This is a genomic window from Rhizobium sp. BK251 (genome assembly GCF_004345245.1).
GTDB lineage: Bacteria > Pseudomonadota > Alphaproteobacteria > Rhizobiales > Rhizobiaceae > Rhizobium.
Genome location: NZ_SLUQ01000012.1, coordinates 47,305 through 69,795 on the forward strand (window position 1 = coordinate 47,305; position 22,491 = coordinate 69,795).

The window sequence follows — 22,491 nt, forward strand, 5'->3', positions numbered from 1 at the left end:
CTTGGTCTCTGATGTCGCACCGGCGATGGATCGAGCGGAGCGATTCGCGACGACAACGAACAGACACCTTGATCGCAACCTAGTTGGTGAGCGCCCGCTGAACGTACAGGCACATTGGCAGTGCGAGATTTCTGTAGCGCGCTAGGCGGCAGCTTGCGCTAATTCCCGTGCAAGTCCCACGATTTTCTCGGCGTTCAATTCCTTAGCGCATGCCCAGGCCGTCGCGGTAAACTCCGCCCTGTCCGCATAAAGCATTTCGATATCGTGGCAGACTTCCTTCAAGTGATCCACCGCATCCGTGTTGTTCTGGTGCCGTTGTTCCTCGATGATTTTTCGGAGCGCTTTTAGCTTCCGTTCGCACAAACGCCATTTATCACGGCGGCCTGCACACAATTTTTCCCCATCGAGCTCAAAGACTTTAATGGTAGCCGCTACACGCTCCGTAGCGTCTCCGTCGGATGGAGTCGCACTTGTAGGTTCGCCGTTCGCGTTGAACGTCAGAAGATCAGGATCTCCCCACCGAGTCGGATCTAATAGAAGGGGCACCTCCGGCTCGATCGATGGATTGTCAGATGTCGCTTGTACGGAGCCCGCCTTGAGCGGAAAGCTATCTCGCTTGGCAATGTTCGGCACACCACCGGCCAGTCTCATGTTGCGCCATTCGAATGCTAGCCAAGGATACAGGCTTTTGGGCCTGAAGTGATCCACTTGCCAGAACGACGCTTTGTCCTTTGCCTCCGTATACCAACACTTACCGTCGGAAAGCCCTTCAAGCGCAGGTTTGAGCGCAGTCCAAATGGCAGACCGTCCTGTTATGTATGCCGCGCGCTCGTCTTCCGGTTTTGCTGCGGCGTCCTCTGTGGCTTTCGTTGCTCGCTTGATCCATGCATCTTCCACGGCAGTCACAGGAAAGCTGATGTACTTCACTTAAGACCCTCGACGATCTTCTGCATGAATTCATTCTGAGCATCAATTTCTTCTGGTGAAAAAGCGCGGTCGCGGCTTAGATTTTCCTTGTGAAGGGCGCGCAGATAACCGTCGTAATCCGGGTCGTTACTTTGATATGACAGCCCGAATTCATCTAACTCACGGTTCAATTTAACTAGTTCTCGCTCTTGTTCCGGATCCCTAGTTTCCAAAGACAGCAACGTGTTCCGCTTCTCGACGGTCTGCTGTGTCGCGGGGTCGAGCGTGGTCGCCATTCCGAAGATCTGGCGGAGGACTCCCGAAACACCAAGGCCTTTCGGATCCACAACTGGTTGGCTCGCCTTCACCTGCCCTTCGCTGTTCCGATAAAGGACTTGAACCTGGGTCTTTTCTAATCCGGCAATCGTGAGAGGGTCATGGCTGGTTAAGACAACGTGGCAATTCTCGTTGCGCCCGGCAACTTGTTTGATGAATGTGAGGTAGTTCCATTTCCATGCCGGGTTCAGGTGGGTGTCGGGCTCATCTAACAGAAACAAGGATTCATTATGCGCCGCAAAGCGCATCATCCCAAGAACGCTCAATAGCTGCTTTTCTCCGTCGCTAATCTCATGAAACGGAATGGGACCATCAGCACCTTCGCGTTCGACCCAGATTCGTATCTCTCGAATCAAATCCGAGAGATCCAGCGTCTCTAAATAGGCGAAGAACGCTTGCTCATTGCCGAACGGTTCCGCAAGCCTTCTGAGGGTGGGTTCGTCTCGTAGGAAGATGAATATCTGTTCTTCGTTTATGCCCTTCCGTCGGTAATCTTCTCGCACGCTCGACTTAGTTCGAATTGGAACCAGCGCGTGTTCCCATAAGCCGCTCAACAGCTTCCGGACAATTCCACGGGCATACCAGAATCTTGGATCAGACTTTTTAAGAATCTCGCTGGAGGGTTTTCGTTTGCCCCAATCCGTTTGCCTGAGCGTAAGCAAGGCCGAGTCAAATTTTCCTACACCAAGGTTTTTTTTCAAAAATTGCTGGGCACCCGTATCAGGAAACGCGAAATACGTGAGGAGCGCTAAAGCTCCATAGCGCTCTCGGACGTAGAACAGTCTGCGTAGCTCAGATGTTCTGGGGTCGAGTTCTTCGTCCGCTCCAGGTTCGATGGCGGCATCATAATAGCGCTTCTGGGGCGGGTCGAAAATCTTACGGAAGCGATCTGATTCACCCGAATAATACCCAAAAACATGATTGGGCAGGAGACCAGCATCGCGCCTTTTAACCATGGCGAGAGTGCTTGGCTGGCCATCCACTGATACCGAAACGGTATCTGGGGCACTATAGCGGTAATCAATCGAAACTGTCCGACTTTTGCACTGATATTCAATCGCGTAAGGGAATTCTGTTTCTCTACGTGGATCGTCTAGGTCGCGGAATATTGTAGCGAGAGCCTCCAGAACGTTGGACTTTCCAGTGCCATTCTGTCCAATGATGACCGTCTCCAAGCGTGACGTGTCAAAATCAATCGAGATGTCAGCTAGATTCTTAAAGCCTCGAACGGATAGACGATCAATGCGCAACGAGGTGCTCCTTGTCCCCCGATTCACGGACGCGCCCAGCGGCGATCTCGTCGCGCAATAATCGATAGAACTCTTCAATAGGAAGCCCGCTTTGTTGCCACAGAGCGTCCGCGCGCATCTTTCCGCCCGACGAGACAATGGCTGCAACGAGGCCAAGCCCCGATACGATATTCTGCGTACTCCCCATGTTATCCAAGCTTCTAACGTTGCTTTGGTCGCGGACTTTAGGCATTGATTTCAGCGCCTTTGCTTGCATACTTCTATCATCGGCGATTTGAGCAAGAAGCTCCGAAGCGCTCCCTTTCGAGGACGTTGTTCGAAATCCTCCTGCCATAGCGTGAGCGACAGCCCTAGAAACCAAATCGTCTGCTACGCGCGCTGCGCGATCGGCTTCAGTGGCCAGTACATCTGCGTGATGTAACAGCCGCCGGATTCGAGCTACTATCTCATGCTGCTCTTCGATTGGGGGGAGAGCAATATGGAACGCTCTTAGCTCTGGAAAATAGATAGTTGTGTGCGTGGTCCCCCGCCCAAATCGCAGCAAAGCTTTCCCCTCAGCCATAAGCGCGTACATTAGAAATTCAGGAAGAAGCGCGGGCGAACAAGTCCATGTCGCAAAATCCTGACTTGTAGCCATAGGCTGCCCGAGGATCGTTACATAACCGACGGATGCTGTCCGAGAAAGACAGACAGTTTGCGCTGGTAAGATCCGAGCGGAGGACGCCTCCAATCCCGCCGCTGTAATCGTTTGAGCAGTCCGATCTATCACTGCTCCATGGTGTTTCCGCGCATCTCTAATGCCGAGCCAATTGATCCCACCGCCCCAGTATTCACTGTGTTGCCGGCTGGGCGTGTGCCCTGTTTCCTGCCGCGCGAGCCTCAATAGCGAAATCCACGCCCATCCTCTCGGAAGCTCCGAGCCAGGATTATTTACCGCGATTGCGGCTACTCCAGCGATCGTTTTATCAGTGGCCTTGCGCCCACCTCGAGATGGTTCCGGCTCTGCGACTCGACGCACCAGTTCCTGAGCTGACTCGATTGAACGGCTATTAGCTCGCCAGCGTGACGAGAGCTCCCCGGTTACGCCGGCTCGCAACGCGCTCATCCTAAGCGCTTGCGACGCTTTGTACGCGCTGATCGCCTCCGCCTTCGCCGAGCGCGCCCGGCCGACCAGTGCATCTAAGCGTATAGCCAACTCTCTTTGCTCATGCTCTGGCGGCAACGGTAATTGCGCGCTACGCAACGCTGACAGGGTGATGCGAATACGTCCCACACCCTTACCATTGTCGCTGAAATAGCGTCGCAATGCAGGGCTATTGAGCCAATGCATGATCAAACTGGCGCTTACGCGATCGTGCAATCGTGACCGAAAGCAGTCAGCCTTCACTATAGCTGGACCAATTCCGTCAGGTACCTGACATGTTCTTCCCAGCGGATCGCCAAGTGCCGCCGTAATCAGATCTCCGGCACGCGCTTCATGACGTCTCAGCGACTCAAATCGCCGCAAGTCGATAAAGGCTTTATTGTCATCGACAAAAGCTCCCGCACCGATGTTGTTCAATCGAATAACCCGGCATCCGCTCTCCGTGTAGTCTGAAGATTTTAGGGCGCTACCGAATGGGCCGTCCGCTATCGAATTCGGATCTGGCGCAAGCAGATCCTGGAACTTGCAGGTCGTCCAGTTCTTGGGCAAGTTCATGATACGAGGCCCGCAGGGTCGTCAGAATTAAGTTCATCTATTAGAGATCGGATTTCAGTCAAAGCAGTAAGAAGATGCCGCTCGACAACTGCGGCAACGTCGTCGGGCGCAGCGAACTCTAATTCCTCTTCGAATTCATCTTCCTCATTAAGCCATGTAATATACAAATCGTCATCTCGTTCGGCGATGGCTTCGCGCGTAAATCTACGAAACCTGCCGTTGAACTCAGTCTCCGAGCGCGGAGCGTGCCCCCTCGGATCGCTGCCGTAAGCGATGACGAATTGGGCAAGTCCATCAGCGAAAGAATTGCCGCCTTGCTCCGAGGCGCTTGGCGCGCGCAGATCAAAAATCCAGGTGCCGTCCGTGGCTTCAGCTTCCGTGGGTTCTGCTGGGCGGTTAAAGAACAAGACATTGGTTCTTACCCCCTGAGCATAGAAAATACCCGTCGGAAGGCGCAGGATCGTATGGAGATCGAAGTCTCGCATGAGGGTCCGGCGAAGAAGCTGTCCCCTCCCTCCTTCAAAGAGAACGTTATCTGGCACAATAACTGCCGCGCGCCCACCGGGAGCCAACGCTCTCATACAATGCTCAACGAAAGGAAGCTGAAAGGTCGTGGACTTGGCGGTTATCAAAAGGTCCACTCGGGACGAAACTCCTCCAGAAGGACCGAACGGTGGGTTCGAAAGGATTACATCCGCATTGCTCAGCGCGGGATCTGACCCGAGAGACGAAAGAGTATCGCCCACGAAGATGTAGTCCGACTCGATACCGTGCAAATACAGGTTCATGCAAAGCAATCGAAACGTATCGATGACATTTTCGACGCCTCGTAAAGCGCTTTTAGTCTGAAAATGCCGCTCGCCGTCGGATAACTCCCCCTCCATTTTCTTAATCGCGCGATCGGCAGCTATAAGGAAGCCGCCGGTCCCGGCGGCCGGGTCCTGTATTACTTCGCCAGGTTGGGGACGCAGAACGTCTACAATAGCATCAACTAGCGGCCGAGGCGTAAAATACTGACCCGCCCCTCGCTTGGTCTCCTCAGCGTTCTTCTGAAGAAGCCCCTCGTAAGCGTCACCGAATGTATCTCGTTTATCAGAGTCCCACCCCTCTTCGTCGATAGCCTCCACGAGCCGCCTGAGTGTGCTTGGCTCCCGGACGACTGTTTTCGCCTCTGTGAAGATAACCTGCATCACTCGGCTCTGCGCCGATGTGGCCAACAACGACAGCACCTCACGATATCGATCGAGAAGCATTTGATCCGGTGTTGCGATCAAGTCACTCCAGCTACATCCTGTCGGCATACGAACCATGCCATCGCCGCGTTCGGAAGCGAGCTTCAGAAAGATGAGATATGTGAGTTCCGTCACATACTGCGGATAGGTCACCCCATCTTTGCGCAGGAGACTGCAAAGGCGCCAAAGCTTCGTCACCATTGCGGAAGATGAATTAGACAAAAGCGAAGTCCTGTTATGTATTAGCTGTAATAGGGCAGAAAGAGACCCCGGAAGCCGGCCGGCAAAATCCCGAGCCCGCAGATCCGAACGCGCGATCTATTTCTTTCTTAGATCGAGCGAAATTGTCGCCTGCGAGACGCCGAGCATATTCCCGATTTCAGCTTGGGACATACCGTCGGCATAGAGCTGCTTCGTCAGGTTCCTCCGCTCTTTGATGCTTAATGTCGCAGGATCGAACGACGTGAGCTGTTGGAAGCTACCCTTTGCCTTCAACTTAGCCGAGTGAACGGCGCCGTTCGGCTTTTTGATGTGAACTGAGAGTATGTTCGATGATCCGGTAATCTTGAACGTGTCTCGAGGCCCAATCTTCAACCCGGTCAGAACCGCTTCAATAGAAGCTGCCGGCTTTTGTGGAAAAGTTGCTAGCAGTTTCGCCATTCCAACCCCCATTCCTGTGTTAATAAAATCTTATTAATCCCGCAGGATCGTGACGTCAATTGCTGCGACCGCTCGGCCTCTAGAATCCCAAGTCTGGACGCCCCGCTTCAGGCATCGATATTGATGGTTTTTAGCCCGGCGCTCACGGCAAAGCGACTGGAAAGCATAAGCATCACTCGGTAAAGAATTCTTCTTGCGCTTCGCTTTCGTCGTCCATCGAGGCGGCGATTTCATTTTGAACTGCATGTCGGCTCAACAGTCCGGCGTCATCGAGCGCTTCGATGTTCCACAAGTCGCGCAGCGTCTCCATGCCGAAACGCCGAGAGGAAGTGTGGCTTCGTCACATAGGTGTAGGGTGCACCCGGCGTTGGGCTGTGCGGCCCGGGGACGATGCATCCAGCGCCGCGCAGATTGACGCTTTAGTTCAAATCACGCCCCAAGCCCGAAACCTCCCCCTGCCCGTCATCTCGCGCAGGCCAAGCTCCAAAACGATCCGCCGCGCCGCCTGCGGCGTTACGTCCAGCGTTTTGGCCACCATCCCGGCCGACACCAACGGCTTTGCCATGACCAGTTCGACCAGTTCCGGCAATTTTGACGACGTCCGCCGCCCCTCCAGCTTTCGCTCGAACATTTTTCGCGCCAGCACCAGCCGGTCATGTTCTTTCATGCCGATCTCGGCGGCCGCGATGAGACCTTGTGCAATGGCCAGCAGTCGTGTTTCACGATCGCGATGCCGGCGCCGATCGACCGGAATAGTTTTGAGGCCGAGATTGACAGCGGCGAGATGAGCGCCGGTGGTGATGCCGGCTTCCCGCAGGATCGAGGCGGCAAACAGCCGCCCGAGCCAGGGCGCGTGCTGAAGCACAGATAGTTCGTTCCAGGCATCGAGGGCGACGATGGCCTGCAGTATCGCCGGCAGGGTTTCGACCTCGCGCAAGAAGGCGCGCCATTCGTCGAGCCGCACATCTTCGTCCCAATCGAGATCGTAGATCATCGGATCCTTTTCGGGACGGCTGGCCGTCGCGTGGCCGCCGCCGCGGCCGGGCCGTGTGGCGTGCTCGATCGCGGCCGACGACCGCGCCAGCGTCGCATCGATGGCCGCGAGGTCGACGCCGGGCAGATTTTCAACGTCATCCACTTCCTCCCCCTCTCCTTCCGCATCGATCGGGGCCGCGCGCCGAATGACGCCGGCTGTCTCCGCCTCACCCGCGCTGACCGGCGTGATTTCCGATGTCTGTCGGAGCGCCCGGACACCGTCGGCCGACAGTGCCCAATCCGGCGACTGCCCGGAAATGCGCCGGCGGGTTCGCAAAACGTCGCGCGCGATGGTGAGCTCGTGGGTGGGCGTGCGAATGTCGCGGGTGGCGTCATGGAGGACGAGGTCTTCGAGATGGACGAGCTCGCCGTCGATCCACAGCGAGGCGCAGGCATCGGCGAAGTGTTGGCGTTCGAGGAAGCCGGCGTCGACGGTCGAGCGGGCGATGCGCTCATCCAGACGGGTGAGCGCGACACCGGCGTCGAAAGCCGGCCGCATCAGGGCTGTCATGCTGATTTTTGAAACATCGTAAGCCATTGATATCATGGTAAACGATTTCCTAAAGGAACTCTATATGAATATTTTGGTTCGCCACATGGTATGATTGCCGGACGGGGTTATAACCATCGATAACCACCGTTTATCGATGGTAGATTGACAGAGGCCGCGAATCCACCGAATCTGGGCCAAATCCCGCTCCGCAAAGGCCTTTCCATGGAGGATCGCGTCCGGTTCGCTCTCGAAAAGCTCCTCAACGTCGCGCACGGCGACACCGGGCAGAGCCGGCGCGTCGGCAATTTCCTGCTCGCATGGTGGAATGCCGGCGTGCATGGCGGCTTCGACCTGACTGACCTGGCCGATCTCGATCGCGAAATCTGCGAGGACATCATCACCATCTTCACCTTCATTGCCCGCGAGGAGACGTTGTCCTATCCCAATGCCTACAAGCCGGAGATTATTCAGATCATCCGCCGCTGGCGACCGCATGTCGAGATCGACTGATGGCGGCCCCGAAGAAATTGGCTACCCAGTCCGCCGTTGAGCGCCGCGCCGAAGAACTCGATACCATCGCCTCTGTCCTGCCGATGGATCGCCGCGACGAGCTCGCCGAACTGCTCACCGACCAGGATGTCGAGACGCTACGCCATCTCGTCAACCAGGGCATGGGCGACAACACCCTGCGGGCCCTGACGTCTGATCTGGCTTATCTGGAGGCTTGGTGCTTGGCCGCAACCGGACGCTCCCTGCCCTGGCCGGCGCCCGAGGCGCTGCTGTTGAAATTCGTCGCCCATCACCTTTGGGACCCGCAACACCGCGAGACCGATGCGGATCACGGCATGCCGGCCGACGTCGACGAAAAGCTTCGGCACCAGGGGTTTCTAAAATCGGTCGGACCGCACGCGCCGGCAACGGTGCGCCGGCGGCTGGCGAACTGGTCGACGCTGACGAAATGGCGCGGCCTGAGTGGCGCTTTCACCTCCCCTGCCCTGAAATCAGCCATTCGGCTGGCAATCCGAGCCGCGCCAAGACAACGTCTTCGCAAGAGCGCTAAGGCGGTCACATCAGACGTCCTGGCCACACTGCTGGCCACCTGCGCGACCGACAGTCTCCGCGATCTGCGGGACCGGGCGATCCTGATGGTCGCCTTTGCCTCCGGTGGCCGGCGGCGGAGCGAAATCTCGGGGTTGCGCCGTGAACAACTAACCGTCGAGCCGCCGATCCCGCTCGAGAATGGCGCCCCCCTCCCCTCTCTCGCCATCCATCTCGGTCGCACCAAAACCACCTCCGGCGAACAGGACGATGTCGTCTATCTGACCGGTCGGCCGGTCGAGGCGCTCAATGCCTGGATGGCGGCGGCCAAAATCGAGAACGGGAGCGTGTTTCGCGGGATCGGGCGTTGGGGAACCGTGTCGCGGCGGGCGCTCGATCCGCAGTCGGTCAATGCGATTATCAAGCAGCGGGTGGAAATGGCCGGGATGGAGGCTGGGCAGTTTTCCGCACATGGGCTTCGTTCTGGCTACCTCACCGAGGCGGCTAACCGCGGCATTCCCCTTCCCGAAGCCATGGAACAGTCGCGGCATCGCTCTGTGCAGCAGGCCTCGAGCTACTACAACAGTGCAGCCCGGCGCAGCGGACGCGCGGCAAGGCTTCTTTAGTGCGCTGTTCGCGCTTCTTTCGCGGATTGAACCAAAATCGGCCAATTCGGTTAGCGATTTGGAAGCGAATTTTCGGTATCGCGGAGTCGCAACTTCACAGCGAGGACACGTGCCAGAATTTCTATACCGAGTGGATTTTAACGACCATCTTCACTCAATTACAAACGGCATATTTCGTGCCAGAGGCTGGACCACAACAGACTTTCCGCATGCGGTGCTCAAGGCCGCCACACAGCGCGAACCCCAAAGTCGTGTTTATCGAATTTGCTTTTTCGCCACCTCGGCCGAAGCGACAAAATGCCAACAGGAGGATTTCGACACTTCACGCCGTGAACCATCACAATTGTTGCGCTGCAACAAGTCGGAACTGCAGAAGGCCGGCTTTCACGAAAGTTGGGATGACGGTTTCCACGAGGGAATAGCGTATCTTTTCTGGCGCTTCGAGATGCCTACGGCTACGAATGATCGGTTTTCCGACAGCGGAATAGATCTCACTGCATTTGAAAAGAATGCCGATGGCGCGTGGCGACCTTATTGCTGCGAGCCAGCACACGAGATCACTGCGCCTTCGCCAACGGCGAAGCCACTCTTCGTCACTCTCCAGGGGCAGAAGAGACAATGGTGGAAGATCTGGGCCAGATAAGATTTTGCGTGACGCGTTAGTCTCAGTCCCTAAACACCATGGGTATGCCTAATGCGGCTGGAAACACGGGACGTTTACTTTCCTTTTCGCCCGTGATTGGTTCGGCGCGTACACTCTTCTTCGCTGCGGACATTCCAAACAGCTGTCCTTTCCCCGTATGCGAGGGTCAATCCGTCAACCAAATTTGTTGCAGCTGCCCCTCTTCCGCCGCGTCAGAGAACAGGGGAAAGGCGTTGGTCCAGATCGGGTCCCTTCTACAAATCACGTGCTTGCCAGCTCTTGCGCTACTTCTCGGAAATATTCTGGCGACGCCTCTAGTAGCGCTGCGACTATCCCAAGATTGTCTCTGCAAGCTACCTTTGCGCCATAACGATCGTTCACATTTGGAAACGCTTCGGCCAGTAATTGCGCGATCACTCGGTCCGCAAAGCCCGCCTCGTAGAAAGCAAGCGCGGATTCTGTCTGAAGTCCATTTTTCACCTGGCGTTGAAGTAACGTCGTGGCGTCGACCAAGTCTGGCTCAATCGTTTCGAGCAGGTCCACGACGGAGGCCAAAATCATTGCAACATGGTAACCAAAGCCATCCTCACATATGGCGACGAGGTGATCGGCGGTGGCATGATCGCCACTCACACGGATATCATCCTTCACAAGGATCTGCCGTATTTCGGCGAAGGATTTTCCGTCGGTCCATGCCGATAGTATGGTGGGGATGACTGCGGCATCACTCAACGCCGACAGCGATTTTGCTGAAGCCAGCGGGAGCGCTTGCTCTATCAAAAGCGGCAGCAGGGTTCCGCCTTTAACGGCGACAGTCAGCTGCTCGGTGCTCATCTCGACCCACGCGCTGAGCTTGCGAAGTGCGGCTGGCGCCAGTGGGGACTTCTTGATCAGCAAGCGGTAAGCGGCGTCGGTATTGTTTTGGATCGATTTGACCGTCGCTTGAAAGAGCGCAATCACGCGAGGTTGTGTTGTTTCATCAGCGAGATGATAGCCCAGAGTGTTTGCGGCCAATCGTTCGGCGGCTTCAACGGCATCTTCCGCTTCGAAGTCGATATGTTGAGCGAGGTACATTGCTATGCTTTGAATCGCCCTCGCCCTCCCCTGTAGATAATCCTTGAGCTCGGAGGCGCTCACATTTGGGAACTGCTTGAGGACTTCCACTACAATCAACTCAATCGCAGCCTCATCTGCGAACGCTAAATTCTCATCAGCGAGGTCGAAGGTAAGGACGATCGGAGTGCCAGCGGTCTGCTTATAGTCGTCGAAAATTTGGAGGATACTACTCTGGCTGGGTTCAGCACCGTCCTGATCTAAAAGCTTTTTCGCAGCCTCCCATCGCCAGTTCTTATATTCGTCTTCTCGCTCATCGTAGATCGGAGGCGCAGAGAATATGACACTGCTTTCCGTATGCATGCCAGCACGACCTGCTCGACCCATGAGGTTGTGAAAGTCACGGACTTTGATTTTCTCTTTGCCTTGTTGGGTGGCAGTCACCACCAAGTATTTGATCGGAAAATTCACGCCCTGGGCCAGCGTCGATGTACAGGCGACGATCCGCGCGTGTCCTGCCTTCATCGCATGTTCGACACAAAGGCGAATGCCGTGTGGCGTGCTTGCGTGATGAGAAAGAACCCCCAATCGACTTGCGCGGACCACGTCGGCGTCATCACCGAGATTGCTGGCGATTAGGTTAGCAAGGCGGTCTAGCTCTTGTTGATCACACCATGCACTCGGTTTCGCCAATTCGACCTTTCGCGTAAACAGATCAACTACGCGCCAGGAGACCTTTGATACGCTGGCCTTTTGGCCGCAGAACAATGCCACACTCCCGTTGCTGCCGAGGTGGAGCGCGAGGTACAACCCAATGTCAACACTCTCGGAGATTTCCGCGGAGTGATTACGATCCGGAAAGACACGATCCCGTTCCCGTTTACTCTTCTTTTCAAGCGGAAGTTCTTCAATAATTCGGGGAACGAAGTATTCGTCTTCGTCAGGGTCCAACGGGTTCACATACCGAAGCCATCCTCGCTCCTTCTGCCAGCTTGCGAAAGCAATGCTCTTCGCAGTCGGCAGAAGGCCCTTTCCGCTAACAATCGCAGAAGCGTCTCCAATCAACCAATCCGCAATCTGCTCCGCATTGCCAATGACCGCGGAAATTAAAACGATTTGCGCAGCAGGCTTTAGCATCATTCGAAGCGACGAGAGGAGAAGCTCGTAGGTAGGCCCGCGCGTGAAACCCTCGAACTGATGACCCTCGTCGTAAACAATCAGTCCGATTCTGTCAGCCAACTCAGGGGCTCGACGCAGCATGTAGAGCAGCTTCTCCGGTGTGATGACCAGAACGCAATTTTGGACGAGAAGCTGCTCAATTCCAAAGTCCATCAAATAGGAATCCGAAACTTCGCCCAGGAGTATATTCTCGCCCTGAAAGGCTCTCACTAGATCAGAGCGAATATCGTGGCAGAGCGACTTGAATGGCGCGACGATGATCGCGAGGGAAGCCCGTCCAGAAAGGAACGCTGCTCTGATAATAAGTTCTGTAGCTCGCGTTTTCCCGGCACTTGTTGGCATCTGGATAACGGCAGAGCGCCCATTTAACAGATCGGCATCACAGATACGCCGTTGTGCCGGCCAGAGTTCTATCGGGAAGGCCGGCTTCGCAAGCGCCGGTGACCAGGCAGCCAGGGGCAATCCTGAAGCTGGTGGAAGCCTGTTGCGCGACGAGTTCTGGATTTTACCCGCGCATATTGCCGTGACGATGTCGGCGTAAAGGACCTCACGGTCGGTTCCGATTTCATACAGCGTTACGCGAAGCTCACGGCAAAGCGCCGGAATCGCGCGTTCATTCTCGTCCTGCAGCGCATAATGCGCACGGAGCAACTCGAGCAGACGATTTGCAAATGTCGAGTGAAAGATTTCTACCTCAATCGACTGCAGTCGATTCTGCAGGATCCTGCTCGCGAGAAGTGCTAGTCCGCCTCCAAGGTCAGCGGGAGGCTCATCTGAACGCTTCACCACCACCACAGCGTTTCCGATTGCGTCAGAAAGATAATAAGCTGCCGCACATAGCAGCGAAAATTCGACCGAGATGCTGCCGTCTAGCTTTGCCTCGAGATAAGAGTCGAAGAAGGTTGCGGCAAACCGAACGTTCTCATGGATTGATGTATCTTCCGCCCAGGTAGGAGGATGGGCGCTCGACCCCGGTTCGACAAAATGATCGGAGATGGCGCCCGCAGCATCTCCAAGGATTCCGACCGCCAGAGAATAGAGCGAGGCTGGATCGCGCCGCAGCTCGATGAAGTCCTCCGCAGCGACACGGAATTCGTGCATTTTTGCCGTTGCTCGAACGGTCGAGAGGACTTGTCGTGCAGCTGCATCAGGCTTCATCGGCCGCCCTTTCGTAAAGCGCGTGCACGAGATCCATCATCGAAATGCCCTTGATCACGACGAGTTTCAGGTTGTCCTTGTTGGGGTGGTCTGAAACTTGCGTCTTTTCCAGTTCCATTTTTGCTGCGGTTTCTGTATCGAGGACCGCGACCGCCCCACTCCATCGCGTGAAAGGTCGATCGGCCTCGTTCTGAAACCTCTCAACTTTGAGGGCCGATTCCCGGTTCTTGCGAAGCAGCCTCTTTTTCAGGGCGCTGAGCGTCATTGCCTCTCGTAGACGATCTTTTGCAGAATCGTTGACGGCCGTTTGAAGTCGATTCTCCGTGGACGGACGTAGGCCGGATTTAGACTCTACGACAAAAAGCTCGTCCTTCGGGCTCGGCTTTTCACCTGCAAAGCGAAAGCCGACCACGTCCGTGCCGTTATCCGAGACGTTAGCGTTGATGCGATCCTCGTAGCGGTGCTCACGAGGGCACCAGTATCCGAGAATGAACTCGATGTAGTCAGCAACAAGAATTTCTCCAAAGTCACCGGATCGCGTAGCTGGCCCTGACCCGACCTTGGCGCTCGGAAACTTGATCTCGGTGAGGAACTCGGCATTCGATTTTCCTGTTCCTGAAACAAGATCAGCAAGCTCCTCATCGAGGCAGTAATGCTGCCGGAAATGCTTCGCCCAGGCTGACAGAACAGCGGGATCCTCCTCATGGTTGAGCTCCCAGACCTCCACCATTGCACCGTCTGCGGTTTTAAGCACTTCGTCAGTTTTGTGGAGCCATTTTATATGTGTCGGCGTCATGAAGGACTGCTTATTTGTGTTTGTCGGAGGATGGCCCGATTCTCTCACCATTCGCAAACTTCTTTACAACCATACCGTAACTAGAACATTGATTTCATTTCGACCTCTAGTTTCTCACTAATTAAACTGCTCGACGAAACCACGGGTTCGCGTCCTGAGTTCCGACATACTGGCTTTTCCCACTGCGGAGATGGCTCTAGAGATGTTTTCAAACAATCCTTGCGCCACCGCGCTTCTTCGCGCGGATTTTGCACCGCCGGTCAGCGACTCCGAAGGGGTCGCCTATAGTGTCAGTTGATCCCGTAACTTTGTAACGCCCCCCATTGGGGCTTGAAGCCGCAAATCAACACGGAGGAAAGACAGCGGCGAAACAGCAGGTGATCCTGATCACAATATTTTTGACGAGATTGGTGACGACACAGCTCGCGGCGGATAAACGAGATTTCGCCTTGTTTTGTGGAGTTTTTGGGCCTCAGACCGGCTTTGTAGGAAGATGAAAACGCAAGGCTGTTAACCTCTCATTAACCAAAAAACGCTTGCCCACGAAACAGAATCGGAGCCTATTGCCATCGGCGGAAATCTTTCGATTTCTCGCTTCAAACCGCCACTGGCAAGAAACAGGTTACGAGATGGCGAAGAACGCCGCAAAAACAGCGCCGGAAATCGAGGGACTGACCGCTTTGATGGAGCGGCATGCTGAGGCCTTGTCGGGGCAATTGCAAGCGCATCATGTCAAAGTCTTTCCGCCGTCTGCAGAGAAAGGCATCCGCGGTTTTGCGCCGTCGGAGGCCGCCAAGCTGCTCGGCGTCAAAGAGTCCTATCTTCGCCAGATTGCCTCCGACATGCCGGAACTAAACGTCAGCACGGGTGCAGGCGGCCGGCGCATATTTTCGATTGAGGACATCCATCAGATCCGGAAGCACATGGATCAGGTCGGCCGAGGCAATCGACGCTACCTGCCACACCGGCGCGATGGCGAGCAACTGCAAGTCATTTCGGTGATGAACTTTAAGGGCGGATCCGGCAAGACCACCACATCAGCGCATCTGGCGCAATATCTCGCGATGCGCGGATATCGCGTTCTTGCAATCGATCTCGATCCTCAGGCCAGCCTGTCCGCGTTGTTTGGCAACCAGCCGGAAATTCATGTCGGTCCGAATGAAACGCTTTACGGCGCCATTCGCTACGATGAAGAACAGCGCCCGATCGAAGAGGTGGTCCGGGGAACGTACATACCCGATCTCCATCTTATTCCCGGTAATCTTGAGCTTATGGAGTTCGAGCACGACACACCCCGTGCCCTGATGAGCCGGAAGGAAGGCGATACCCTTTTCTACGGGCGGATCAGCCAGGTCATCGAGGACATCGCGGACAACTACGACGTCGTCGTCATCGACTGCCCTCCCCAGCTCGGCTACCTCACACTGTCGGCTCTAACCGCCGCAACTTCGATCCTGGTGACTGTGCATCCGCAGATGCTCGATGTCATGTCGATGAACCAGTTTCTGGCAATGACGTCGAACCTGCTGCGGGAAATCGAAAATGCTGGCGCCAGGTTCAACTTCAACTGGATGCGGTATCTTATCACCCGCTTCGAGCCGAGCGATGGTCCGCAAAACCAGATGGTCGGTTACCTCCGGTCGATCTTCGGCGAAAACGTGCTCAATTTTCCGATGCTGAAGACGACGGCTGTCTCCGATGCAGGGCTGACGAACCAGACTCTCTTCGAAGTCGAGCGTGGCCAATTCACGCGTTCGACCTACGATCGCGCCTTGGAGGCGATGAATGCCGTCAATGACGAGATCGAATCTTTGATCAAAAAAGCGTGGGGTAGAACCACATGAGCCGAAAGGACATTTTGGGCGTTTCCACAACCGTGCCGACTGCGCCCTCCCCGCACGACCCACAAGCGGCAAAGACCCGTACCATGCCGCTTCTCGGCGTGGCTCGCAAAGACCGTGATCCGGCGACCAAGCTGACCGCCAATATCGGCAACGCTTTGCGCGAGCAGAACGATCGGGTGGAGCGAGCCGAAGAAATCGAACGGCGTCTTGCCGAAGGCCACGCGGTGATCGATCTCGATCCGAAGGTCATCGATCCTTCGTTCATGCAGGACCGGATGCCGGGCGATATTGATGGGCTGCTTTCGTCTATCAAGGAGCAGGGCCAGCAGGTGCCGATCCTCGTTCGCCCTCACCCGCAGCAATCGGGCCGCTATGAGGTTGCCTTCGGTCACCGCCGCTTGCGCGCGGTGACCGAACTCGGTCAGGCGGTCAAGGCGGTCGTCCGGGATTTGACGGACGAGCAGCTGGTCGTTGCCCAAGGCCAAGAAAATAACGAGCGACAGGATCTTTCCTTTATCGAGAAAGCGCGATTTGCCGCCCGTCTGAAGGAACGTTTCCCCCGGGACGTGATCATCTCATCGATGTCCGTCGACAAGGGCGATCTCTCCAAGATGCTGTCAATCATCGAGGCGCTTCCCGCGGACCTGATCGATGCCATCGGCCCTGCCCCCGGCATCGGCCTCAGAAGCTGGCAGGAAATGGCCGAGCTGATCGAAAAGGCGCCCTCTGCCGACAACGTCCTCGAACATGTGCGGTCCAGTGAATTGCAGGCGCTTCAGTCCGTCGACCGGTTCAAGGCGCTGTTTGCGCATCTGAAGCCGCGCCGGTTGGAACGCGGTCTCCCTGATGTCATGGCGAGCCCCACAGGCGAACGCCTGGCGCAGGTGAAGCAGAACAAGGCGAAGGTTGAAATCATGATCGACCGGAAGGCGACGCCGGACTTTGCGGCGTTCGTGCTCGAGCAATTGCCGGCGCTTTATGAAGAGCACCGTGCGAAACAGAAACAAAAGAAGGAAGCGTAACGCGCAAAAGAAAAGAGCCCCCTCAACGTTGCCGTCGCGGAAGCCCTTCTGTCTCTTTAGCACGAACAGAATCGCATTTCCTCGAATCCTCGTCAAGAGTCTTTGGCACCGATCTGGTGAGCAAATTTCTGTTGCCTGCTGAAAGGTAAGAGACAATGCAAACGGGAAATGTGACGACGCCCTTTGGGCGGCGGCCGGTTTCGCTTGCCCTGGTCAGACGGCAGCAAGCCGTTGCCGAGATCAAGGCGGGGAAGTCGGCAGAAAAGTGGAAAGTCTTTCGCGACGTTTCTGCGGCAATGGCGGTGCTTGGCATTCAGTCGAACAGCCTGGCGGTGCTGGACGCCTTGCTGAGCTTCTATCCGGAAAATGACTTGCGCCAGGACGCGCCGCTGATCGTTTTTCCGTCGAACGCGCAGCTGTCGTTGCGTGCCCACGGCATGGCGGGTTCCACTCTCCGACGCCATCTTGCGGCGCTTGTAGAGGTCGGGCTGATCGTTCGAAAAGATAGCGCCAATGGCAAGCGCTATGTTCGCAGAGACCACTCGGGCGATATCGAGAACGCCTTTGGTTTTGATCTTTCGCCATTGCTGTCTCGCGCTGAAGAGCTCGCCATGCTGGCGCAGCAGATCGTGGCAGAGCGCGCCGCCTTCAAAAGGATGAAGGAGAACCTGACGATCTGCCGGCGCGACGTGCGCAAGCTGATTTCGGCCGCCATGGAGGAAGGGGCGGATGGCGATTGGCGGGCTATCGAAGGCATTTATGTAGAGCTGATTGCCCGACTGCCACGCACGCCATCGCCCGCTGACGTGAGCGCAATCCTCGAAGAAATGCAGATGCTGAAAGAGGAAGTGCTCAACCTGCTGGAAAATAAGAAAGAAACAGAACATCCAGGCGGCAATGCTGCCCATATCGAGCGGCACATACAGAATTCAAAACCCGAATCCATCACTGAACTTGAACCTAGCTCTGAAAAAGAGCAGGGGGCAACATCGAGCGAGGCGAATGGAATTCGGCGAGAGCCGTTGAAGGCATTCCCGCTTGGCCTGGTGTTGAAGGCCTGCCCCCAGGTTATCGATTATGGGGCCGGCGGGGCGATCGGGACCTGGCGCGAGTTGATGTCCGCAGCCGTCGTCGTCCGGTCGATGCTGGGGATCAGCCCGTCGGCCTATCAGGAGGCGTGTGAGATCATGGGGCCGGAAAATGCGGCGGTCGCGGTTGCCGGCATCCTGGAGCGAGCAAACATGATCAATTCTCCGGGCGGATACCTGCGGAATCTTACGCGGCGGTCTGAGCGCGGTGAATTTTCGCTTGGACCGATGATCATGGCCTTATTGAAGGCGAATGGTCTGGCGCAAACGAAGGCGGGGTAGGGGCAGCGGCATCGTTTCGAAGCGAGCCGCGGGGACGTCTGCCTTTCAAAGCCTCTGCAAAAAAGTTGGTCGCGACCAACTCTGCTAAACCTTTGTAGTCGTTTGCTTTTCGAATTTCGGTATTTTGGAGCGAAATCACCAGTTGGAAGAACGACATTCGAGGAAGACCGGCAGGTGATTTCCGATAGGCCGTAGCGCCGGTGGGAGGAGAGCCGGTTGCCGTATCCTCGATCCCGCAGATCGGCCAAAGGCGCATCGTCATGCGAAGAGGCGCTCGATCTCCTCGCGCTGTTCGGTGTGTTTGACCGGATTGTCGTTCTTTAGTTTTTGCAAGTTGAGTATCTTCCAGCGGACGGCCGGCAAGGCGAGGGCGTGCGGCAAGCCGATAATCTCGAAGTTGGGGTCACCAGCGTGAAGAGAGAGCAGAAACGTGCGGGCCCTATCATCAAGGTGGGCCTGGATGTCCTTCATGAACCGCTCTCGCATATCCAGCAATTCGTCCAGCGAGACGGTCTCGATTGTCATCCCATCGAATTCTTGATTGAAGACATGCGCGATGTCGGCCCTATTGGGCTGTAGCAACTCGTGGGGCGGGCGTCCGGAGCTCGCCACGTAGACGAGAAAGGTGCGAAACAGCAGGTCCGTCAGTCCTTCGTTTTCATAGAGGAGCTTGATGTCGAAGAGATCGCGCGGATGCTGGCGATCGACTGCTGCATGCATCTTGCCGCCGAAAAGGTCTTCGAAGGCGACAACCTGAATTTCCGCAAAACCAAACTGGTCTTCGACCCGCTCGCTGACCCTGCGTCGTTCGACGGGGTGCACCGTGCCGCGAGCGACCGGAGAGGTTTCGATCTTGATTGCGATCTGGCCCTGCCTTACCTCGACGCGAGTATCGCCTCCGCCACCGCCGGATATTCGCTTTGCCCGGACGCCCTTGATCCTTTCAACCTTCGCGGCGACCCGGTCGAGGATCGCGTCGATTTCGGCCAAGCTCTCGTCCCTCGGTTTGAGGGGAAGGTAGGTCAGGTCGATATCGACCGAGAGGCGCGGGAGGTCTCTGTAAAAGAGATTGATGGCGGTTCCACCCTTCAATGCGAAAGCCGGTTCGTCAGCAATCATCGGCAAGATCTGGACGAGGAGCTCGAGCTGGGAAATATACTGGTCACGGGCCATCGTTGGCCTCCGGCTTCCCGGGAAGATACTCTTCGGGAATGGTGATACGGTATGTAGGATGCAGTTTACCGCCCTTGATGAATGAACGGTCGCCGCTTCCAAGATCAACGATCGAACGGTCGACATGCTTGAGCCAGGCGTGCTCGTGGCGGTCGGCAAAGACAAAGAAAAGCCTTTTCACCTGGACTTTGGTGCAGTCGGCCAGAAGCTCGGTGATGCGGCGCGGACGCAGGTTGGTCAGACCCTCGAAGATCGTATCGATGTTGTGAAAGCTTTCGTTATCCGGCAGTTCGTCCAGCGCTTCGAGGATGGCCCGCTCTGGCGTTGAGACGCGTATCGTCCAGTTCTGTAGAAACAGGATGGCGTTGCCGTCCGGTTCAGCTGCCAGGGGCTCGATCCCAAGATCCGCCGTCTTGAAAAGTCGTGTGCTGCGCAGGGCGGGAAGGCCATTGGTGGGGAGGTTCGTGAGCCATCGGGGCGCATCACCATAGATGAAGATTTTTTCGGCGGCCCCTAGTGCCAGGTAATGCACGTGCCCGCGAAGTCCGAGCGCCGTGCGGCCGCCGACATGGAACGGGTAATCCATGATCGTCTGTGCGGACATGACCGCGATGCGCCAGTCGATGCGTTCCTCGGCTGGGTCGTCCCTGCCCGAGGGACGCCGATAGACGCCATGCATGACGGGCTCCAGCCAACCGCGGCGGAGATAATCATGTGTCGAGCTCCGACGGATTTCCATTTTCCGCATCCATGTGGAATCCACGATGAAGCCTGCCGGAACCTCATCCAGCAGTGACTTTAACTTATCGCGTTTTTGATCGCTCATGACGGACAAAAATGGCACTATTTAAAGTGCCCGGCAAGAAGACTTTACAAAATGGAGAGATGTCCGTTTCAAACGGACTTTCGTGGCCGATCGTGCGGCGGTGAAAACCAGCCGTCATCGTTCGTCTTGGAGCCATTTTGCCCAAAGCTGCAGGAATGCGAGCCCCTGCGGCCAGCCCCGCTGGCAATTCGAGAACAGCTCCTACTTCAGCAGGCAGACCCCCTTGCGATAGATCCGGGAGGCCGGTTCCCTTCGGCAGATAGTGGTATCGCCAAACGTGGTGCTTGGGAGACCGGCTGCTCGCCGATGTTTTTTCGCATGGCCTTGGCCAATCGGCTGCTGAGGACGCCGTCATTCAAATGGCCGACGGCGTGACCCGTCTCCGGTTTCCATATCCGTTCGATCGGCAGGTTGTTTATCGGCGTGGAGATCGCCAGCAGGAACGAGGCGTTCAAGGGGAGGGAGCCATCATCGCGCTTTCGGAGATCTGTGGCCAGAGCTCGTCAATCAGCATATGGCAACGCTGCGGGATATCAACGCTAAAATTTTGCGGGTTTCCCATTCTTTCATCTCCTGGCGACCGAACACGCCCACGCGCGTCGTTTCCAATCGGGCCACCTTAACGGGGTCTAGGTTCTCGAACTACACACATAATTTCTGACATTCGCTAGTCCTTTGACTCTTCTACGTCGCTATTGGCTGCAATCCTCTATGTTGGGACGATTTTCCTATTTTGCTTGGCTTGACTCTTCGCCTGGATAGGAAACAAAAGAAGAACATTAGCATTTCTAGGGACATGAGGTCCCGTTCAACGCGAACCTGAGGGAAGGCCGTGAATGATGTCGCTCGCGCGCACCGCCCGGGTGGTGGAAAAACTCAGGGAACGGATCGCGCACCTGGAAGGCAGTACCCGTCGCAGAGCGGTGATCCTGCCTTTCGGTGTTCCAGAAATCGACTCCGCGCTGCCAGCGGGTGGGCTCTCTTTCGGGGCGCTGCACGAGTTTGCGGGCGGCGGCACGGATACCGTCAATGGTGCGGCGGCCGCCCAGATGGTCGCCGGGATCGCAGCGCGAACGCAAGGCAAAGATTTTGTGGTGCCTGACCAGGCCAGATCTTCGAGGCTGCCTGCCGCCACAGTCTCGAAGGCATCATCGCCAAGGATCGAGACAGTCCCTATCGGTCTGGACGCACGGGCGATTGGCGGAAGGTCAAATGTATCGCGAGCGACAGTTTCATGATCGTCGGCTACGAGCGCTCACCTGCCGCGCGCGGCCAGATCGGCAGTCTCATCCTGGCGGCCTACAAGAAGGGCGTGCTCGTCCATGTCGGTTCGGTCGAACGGGGCTCAAGGAAAAGCAGACGTCGAAACTCCGTAGCCTGCTCGACCGGCTAGTCACGAAGAAGCCGCCGGTCTCCATCGTGGGCCGCCGGCCGGACGTCGTCTGGGTCGAGCCGGTTCTGATCGCCGAGATCGAATATCGGGCCTTGACGCATGACGGCAAGCTCCGGCATGCCTCCTACAAGGGGCTGCGGGAGGTACAGGACAATGCCGCCGTCTTCAAGATCGAGGACTGAGGTCGTCGCGTCATTCGCTGTGATGATCTGTCTCTCACTTGAGCCAAGCTAGCCGCTCGTCACCGGACGACGCCGAAACTCCTGGATCTATCGCCGGACATTGAGGCGTTGGCTGAATTCAATCGATCCTGCATTTCCGTGCCTGCCTTGAAGAATGGTACCCACTTTTCTTCGACAAAGACGGACGTGCCGTCTTTTGGATTGCGGCCTGAACGGGATGCGCGGCTGCGAACAGAAAATACTCCGAACCCGCGAAGTTCGACCCGTCCGCCCTGTGCGAGGCTCTCGGCGATTTCCTCGAGGATCGTCTCGACGATCCTTTCCGCGTCGTTGTGATAGAGATGAGGTTCCGATTGGCGATCAGCGAAACGAGCTCGGATTTTATCACGGGGGACCTCTTCGAAATGCATGGGGCGGGGCCTGAACAGGAAGATGGAATAGAGGGTTGGGCGGGGCTGATCAACCGGTAGGGCAGGTTGCTTGCGGCCAGGCCGCAAGCCGGCTGTATAGAGGGAGAGGAGGGACGAGGGATTTGTGGCGGGATAGGAGGCTGGAGAGAGGCTCCGGCCGGCTCGCC

Annotated in this window: 17 protein-coding genes and 3 pseudogenes; 8 read left to right on the forward strand and 12 right to left on the reverse strand. The window is 56.5% G+C overall.

Features of this window, described 5'->3' with window-relative positions; genetic code table 11:
• Window positions 1–141: 141 nt before the first annotated feature.
• The 7 genes from EV286_RS26995 to EV286_RS27025 form a co-directional block, all read right to left on the reverse strand.
• Entirely contained in the window at window positions 142–927 is a 786-nt protein-coding gene (locus EV286_RS26995; RefSeq protein WP_132960347.1) for a hypothetical protein, read from the reverse strand.
• The gene (locus tag EV286_RS27000) at window positions 924–2,492 is read right to left on the reverse strand and encodes an AAA family ATPase (protein ID WP_165932959.1); all 1,569 of its coding nucleotides are present in this window, start codon (window positions 2,490–2,492) and stop codon (window positions 924–926) included. The genes EV286_RS26995 and EV286_RS27000 overlap by 4 nt, the downstream gene beginning before the upstream one ends.
• The gene (locus tag EV286_RS27005; protein ID WP_132960349.1) at window positions 2,482–4,191 is read right to left on the reverse strand and encodes a restriction endonuclease subunit S; all 1,710 of its coding nucleotides are present in this window, start codon (window positions 4,189–4,191) and stop codon (window positions 2,482–2,484) included. The genes EV286_RS27000 and EV286_RS27005 overlap by 11 nt, the downstream gene beginning before the upstream one ends.
• A complete protein-coding gene (locus EV286_RS27010) occupies window positions 4,188–5,576 on the reverse strand; it encodes an N-6 DNA methylase (RefSeq protein WP_245500844.1) in 1,389 nt (462 codons plus the stop codon). Before EV286_RS27010 ends, EV286_RS27005 begins: the two co-directional genes overlap by 4 nt.
• 165 nt (window positions 5,577–5,741) lie before the next feature.
• The gene (locus EV286_RS27015) at window positions 5,742–6,083 is read right to left on the reverse strand and encodes a helix-turn-helix domain-containing protein (protein ID WP_165932960.1); all 342 of its coding nucleotides are present in this window, start codon (window positions 6,081–6,083) and stop codon (window positions 5,742–5,744) included.
• Between the two features lie 172 nt (window positions 6,084–6,255).
• Entirely contained in the window at window positions 6,256–6,393 is a 138-nt protein-coding gene (locus EV286_RS32895; RefSeq protein ID WP_348633585.1) for a hypothetical protein, read from the reverse strand.
• Window positions 6,394–6,507: 114 nt separating this feature from the next.
• On the reverse strand, window positions 6,508–7,665 hold the full coding sequence (locus EV286_RS27025) for an RHE_PE00001 family protein (protein ID WP_132960351.1): 1,158 nt from the start codon (window positions 7,663–7,665) through the stop codon (window positions 6,508–6,510).
• Between the two features lie 168 nt (window positions 7,666–7,833).
• On the opposite strand from EV286_RS27025, the gene EV286_RS27030 reads away from it, so the two are divergent.
• The 3 genes from EV286_RS27030 to EV286_RS27040 all read left to right on the forward strand — a co-directional run bounded on the left by EV286_RS27030 (window position 7,834) and on the right by EV286_RS27040 (window position 9,918).
• Window positions 7,834–8,121, forward strand: a complete 288-nt coding sequence (locus EV286_RS27030) for a hypothetical protein (RefSeq protein ID WP_132960352.1) — start codon at window positions 7,834–7,836, stop codon at window positions 8,119–8,121.
• The gene (locus EV286_RS27035; protein WP_132960353.1) at window positions 8,121–9,275 is read left to right on the forward strand and encodes a site-specific integrase; all 1,155 of its coding nucleotides are present in this window, start codon (window positions 8,121–8,123) and stop codon (window positions 9,273–9,275) included. Before EV286_RS27030 ends, EV286_RS27035 begins: the two co-directional genes overlap by 1 nt.
• A 109-nt stretch (window positions 9,276–9,384) precedes the next feature.
• The gene (locus EV286_RS27040) at window positions 9,385–9,918 is read left to right on the forward strand and encodes a hypothetical protein (RefSeq protein ID WP_132960354.1); all 534 of its coding nucleotides are present in this window, start codon (window positions 9,385–9,387) and stop codon (window positions 9,916–9,918) included.
• A gap of 261 nt (window positions 9,919–10,179) precedes the next feature.
• On the opposite strand, the gene EV286_RS27045 is transcribed toward EV286_RS27040, so the two are convergent.
• Both EV286_RS27045 and EV286_RS27050 read right to left on the reverse strand, forming a co-directional pair.
• Window positions 10,180–13,308: a DEAD/DEAH box helicase gene (locus EV286_RS27045; protein ID WP_132960355.1), complete on the reverse strand. Its 3,129-nt coding sequence runs from the start codon at window positions 13,306–13,308 to the stop codon at window positions 10,180–10,182.
• Window positions 13,298–14,104 carry a hypothetical protein gene (locus EV286_RS27050; RefSeq protein WP_132960356.1) on the reverse strand — a complete coding sequence of 269 codons (807 nt, stop codon included), beginning with the start codon at window positions 14,102–14,104 and terminating at the stop codon, window positions 13,298–13,300. Before EV286_RS27050 ends, EV286_RS27045 begins: the two co-directional genes overlap by 11 nt.
• Before the next feature lie 629 nt (window positions 14,105–14,733).
• Here EV286_RS27050 and repA point away from each other — a divergent pair.
• The 3 genes from repA to repC all read left to right on the forward strand — a co-directional run bounded on the left by repA (window position 14,734) and on the right by repC (window position 18,340).
• Window positions 14,734–15,948 (forward strand): plasmid partitioning protein RepA, encoded by a 1,215-nt coding sequence (repA, locus tag EV286_RS27055; RefSeq protein ID WP_130759901.1) that lies wholly within the window; start codon window positions 14,734–14,736, stop codon window positions 15,946–15,948.
• Window positions 15,945–16,970: a plasmid partitioning protein RepB gene (gene repB / locus EV286_RS27060; RefSeq protein ID WP_132960357.1), complete on the forward strand. Its 1,026-nt coding sequence runs from the start codon at window positions 15,945–15,947 to the stop codon at window positions 16,968–16,970. The genes repA and repB overlap by 4 nt, the downstream gene beginning before the upstream one ends.
• A 155-nt stretch (window positions 16,971–17,125) precedes the next feature.
• Window positions 17,126–18,340 carry a plasmid replication protein RepC gene (gene repC, locus EV286_RS27065; protein WP_132960358.1) on the forward strand — a complete coding sequence of 405 codons (1,215 nt, stop codon included), beginning with the start codon at window positions 17,126–17,128 and terminating at the stop codon, window positions 18,338–18,340.
• 258 nt (window positions 18,341–18,598) lie between these two features.
• Here the strand turns inward: repC and EV286_RS27070 are convergent, their stop codons facing one another.
• Entirely contained in the window at window positions 18,599–19,513 is a 915-nt protein-coding gene (locus EV286_RS27070) for a nucleotidyl transferase AbiEii/AbiGii toxin family protein (RefSeq protein ID WP_132960359.1), read from the reverse strand.
• Window positions 19,503–20,339, reverse strand: a complete 837-nt coding sequence (locus tag EV286_RS27075) for a type IV toxin-antitoxin system AbiEi family antitoxin (RefSeq protein WP_165932963.1) — start codon at window positions 20,337–20,339, stop codon at window positions 19,503–19,505. The genes EV286_RS27070 and EV286_RS27075 overlap by 11 nt, the downstream gene beginning before the upstream one ends.
• Before the next feature lie 839 nt (window positions 20,340–21,178).
• Between EV286_RS27075 and EV286_RS27080 the strand changes: the two are divergent.
• Both EV286_RS27080 and EV286_RS27085 read left to right on the forward strand, forming a co-directional pair.
• Window positions 21,179–21,455: pseudogene (locus EV286_RS27080) on the forward strand (damage-inducible mutagenesis protein); the annotation flags it as partial.
• Window positions 21,448–21,914, forward strand: a pseudogene (locus tag EV286_RS27085) (ATP-dependent DNA ligase); the annotation flags it as partial. The pseudogenes EV286_RS27080 and EV286_RS27085, both read left to right, overlap by 8 nt.
• Window positions 21,915–21,973: 59 nt before the next feature.
• On the opposite strand, the pseudogene EV286_RS27090 reads toward EV286_RS27085, so the two are convergent.
• A pseudogene (locus EV286_RS27090) lies at window positions 21,974–22,302 on the reverse strand (integration host factor subunit beta).
• Window positions 22,303–22,491: the final 189 nt, after the last annotated feature.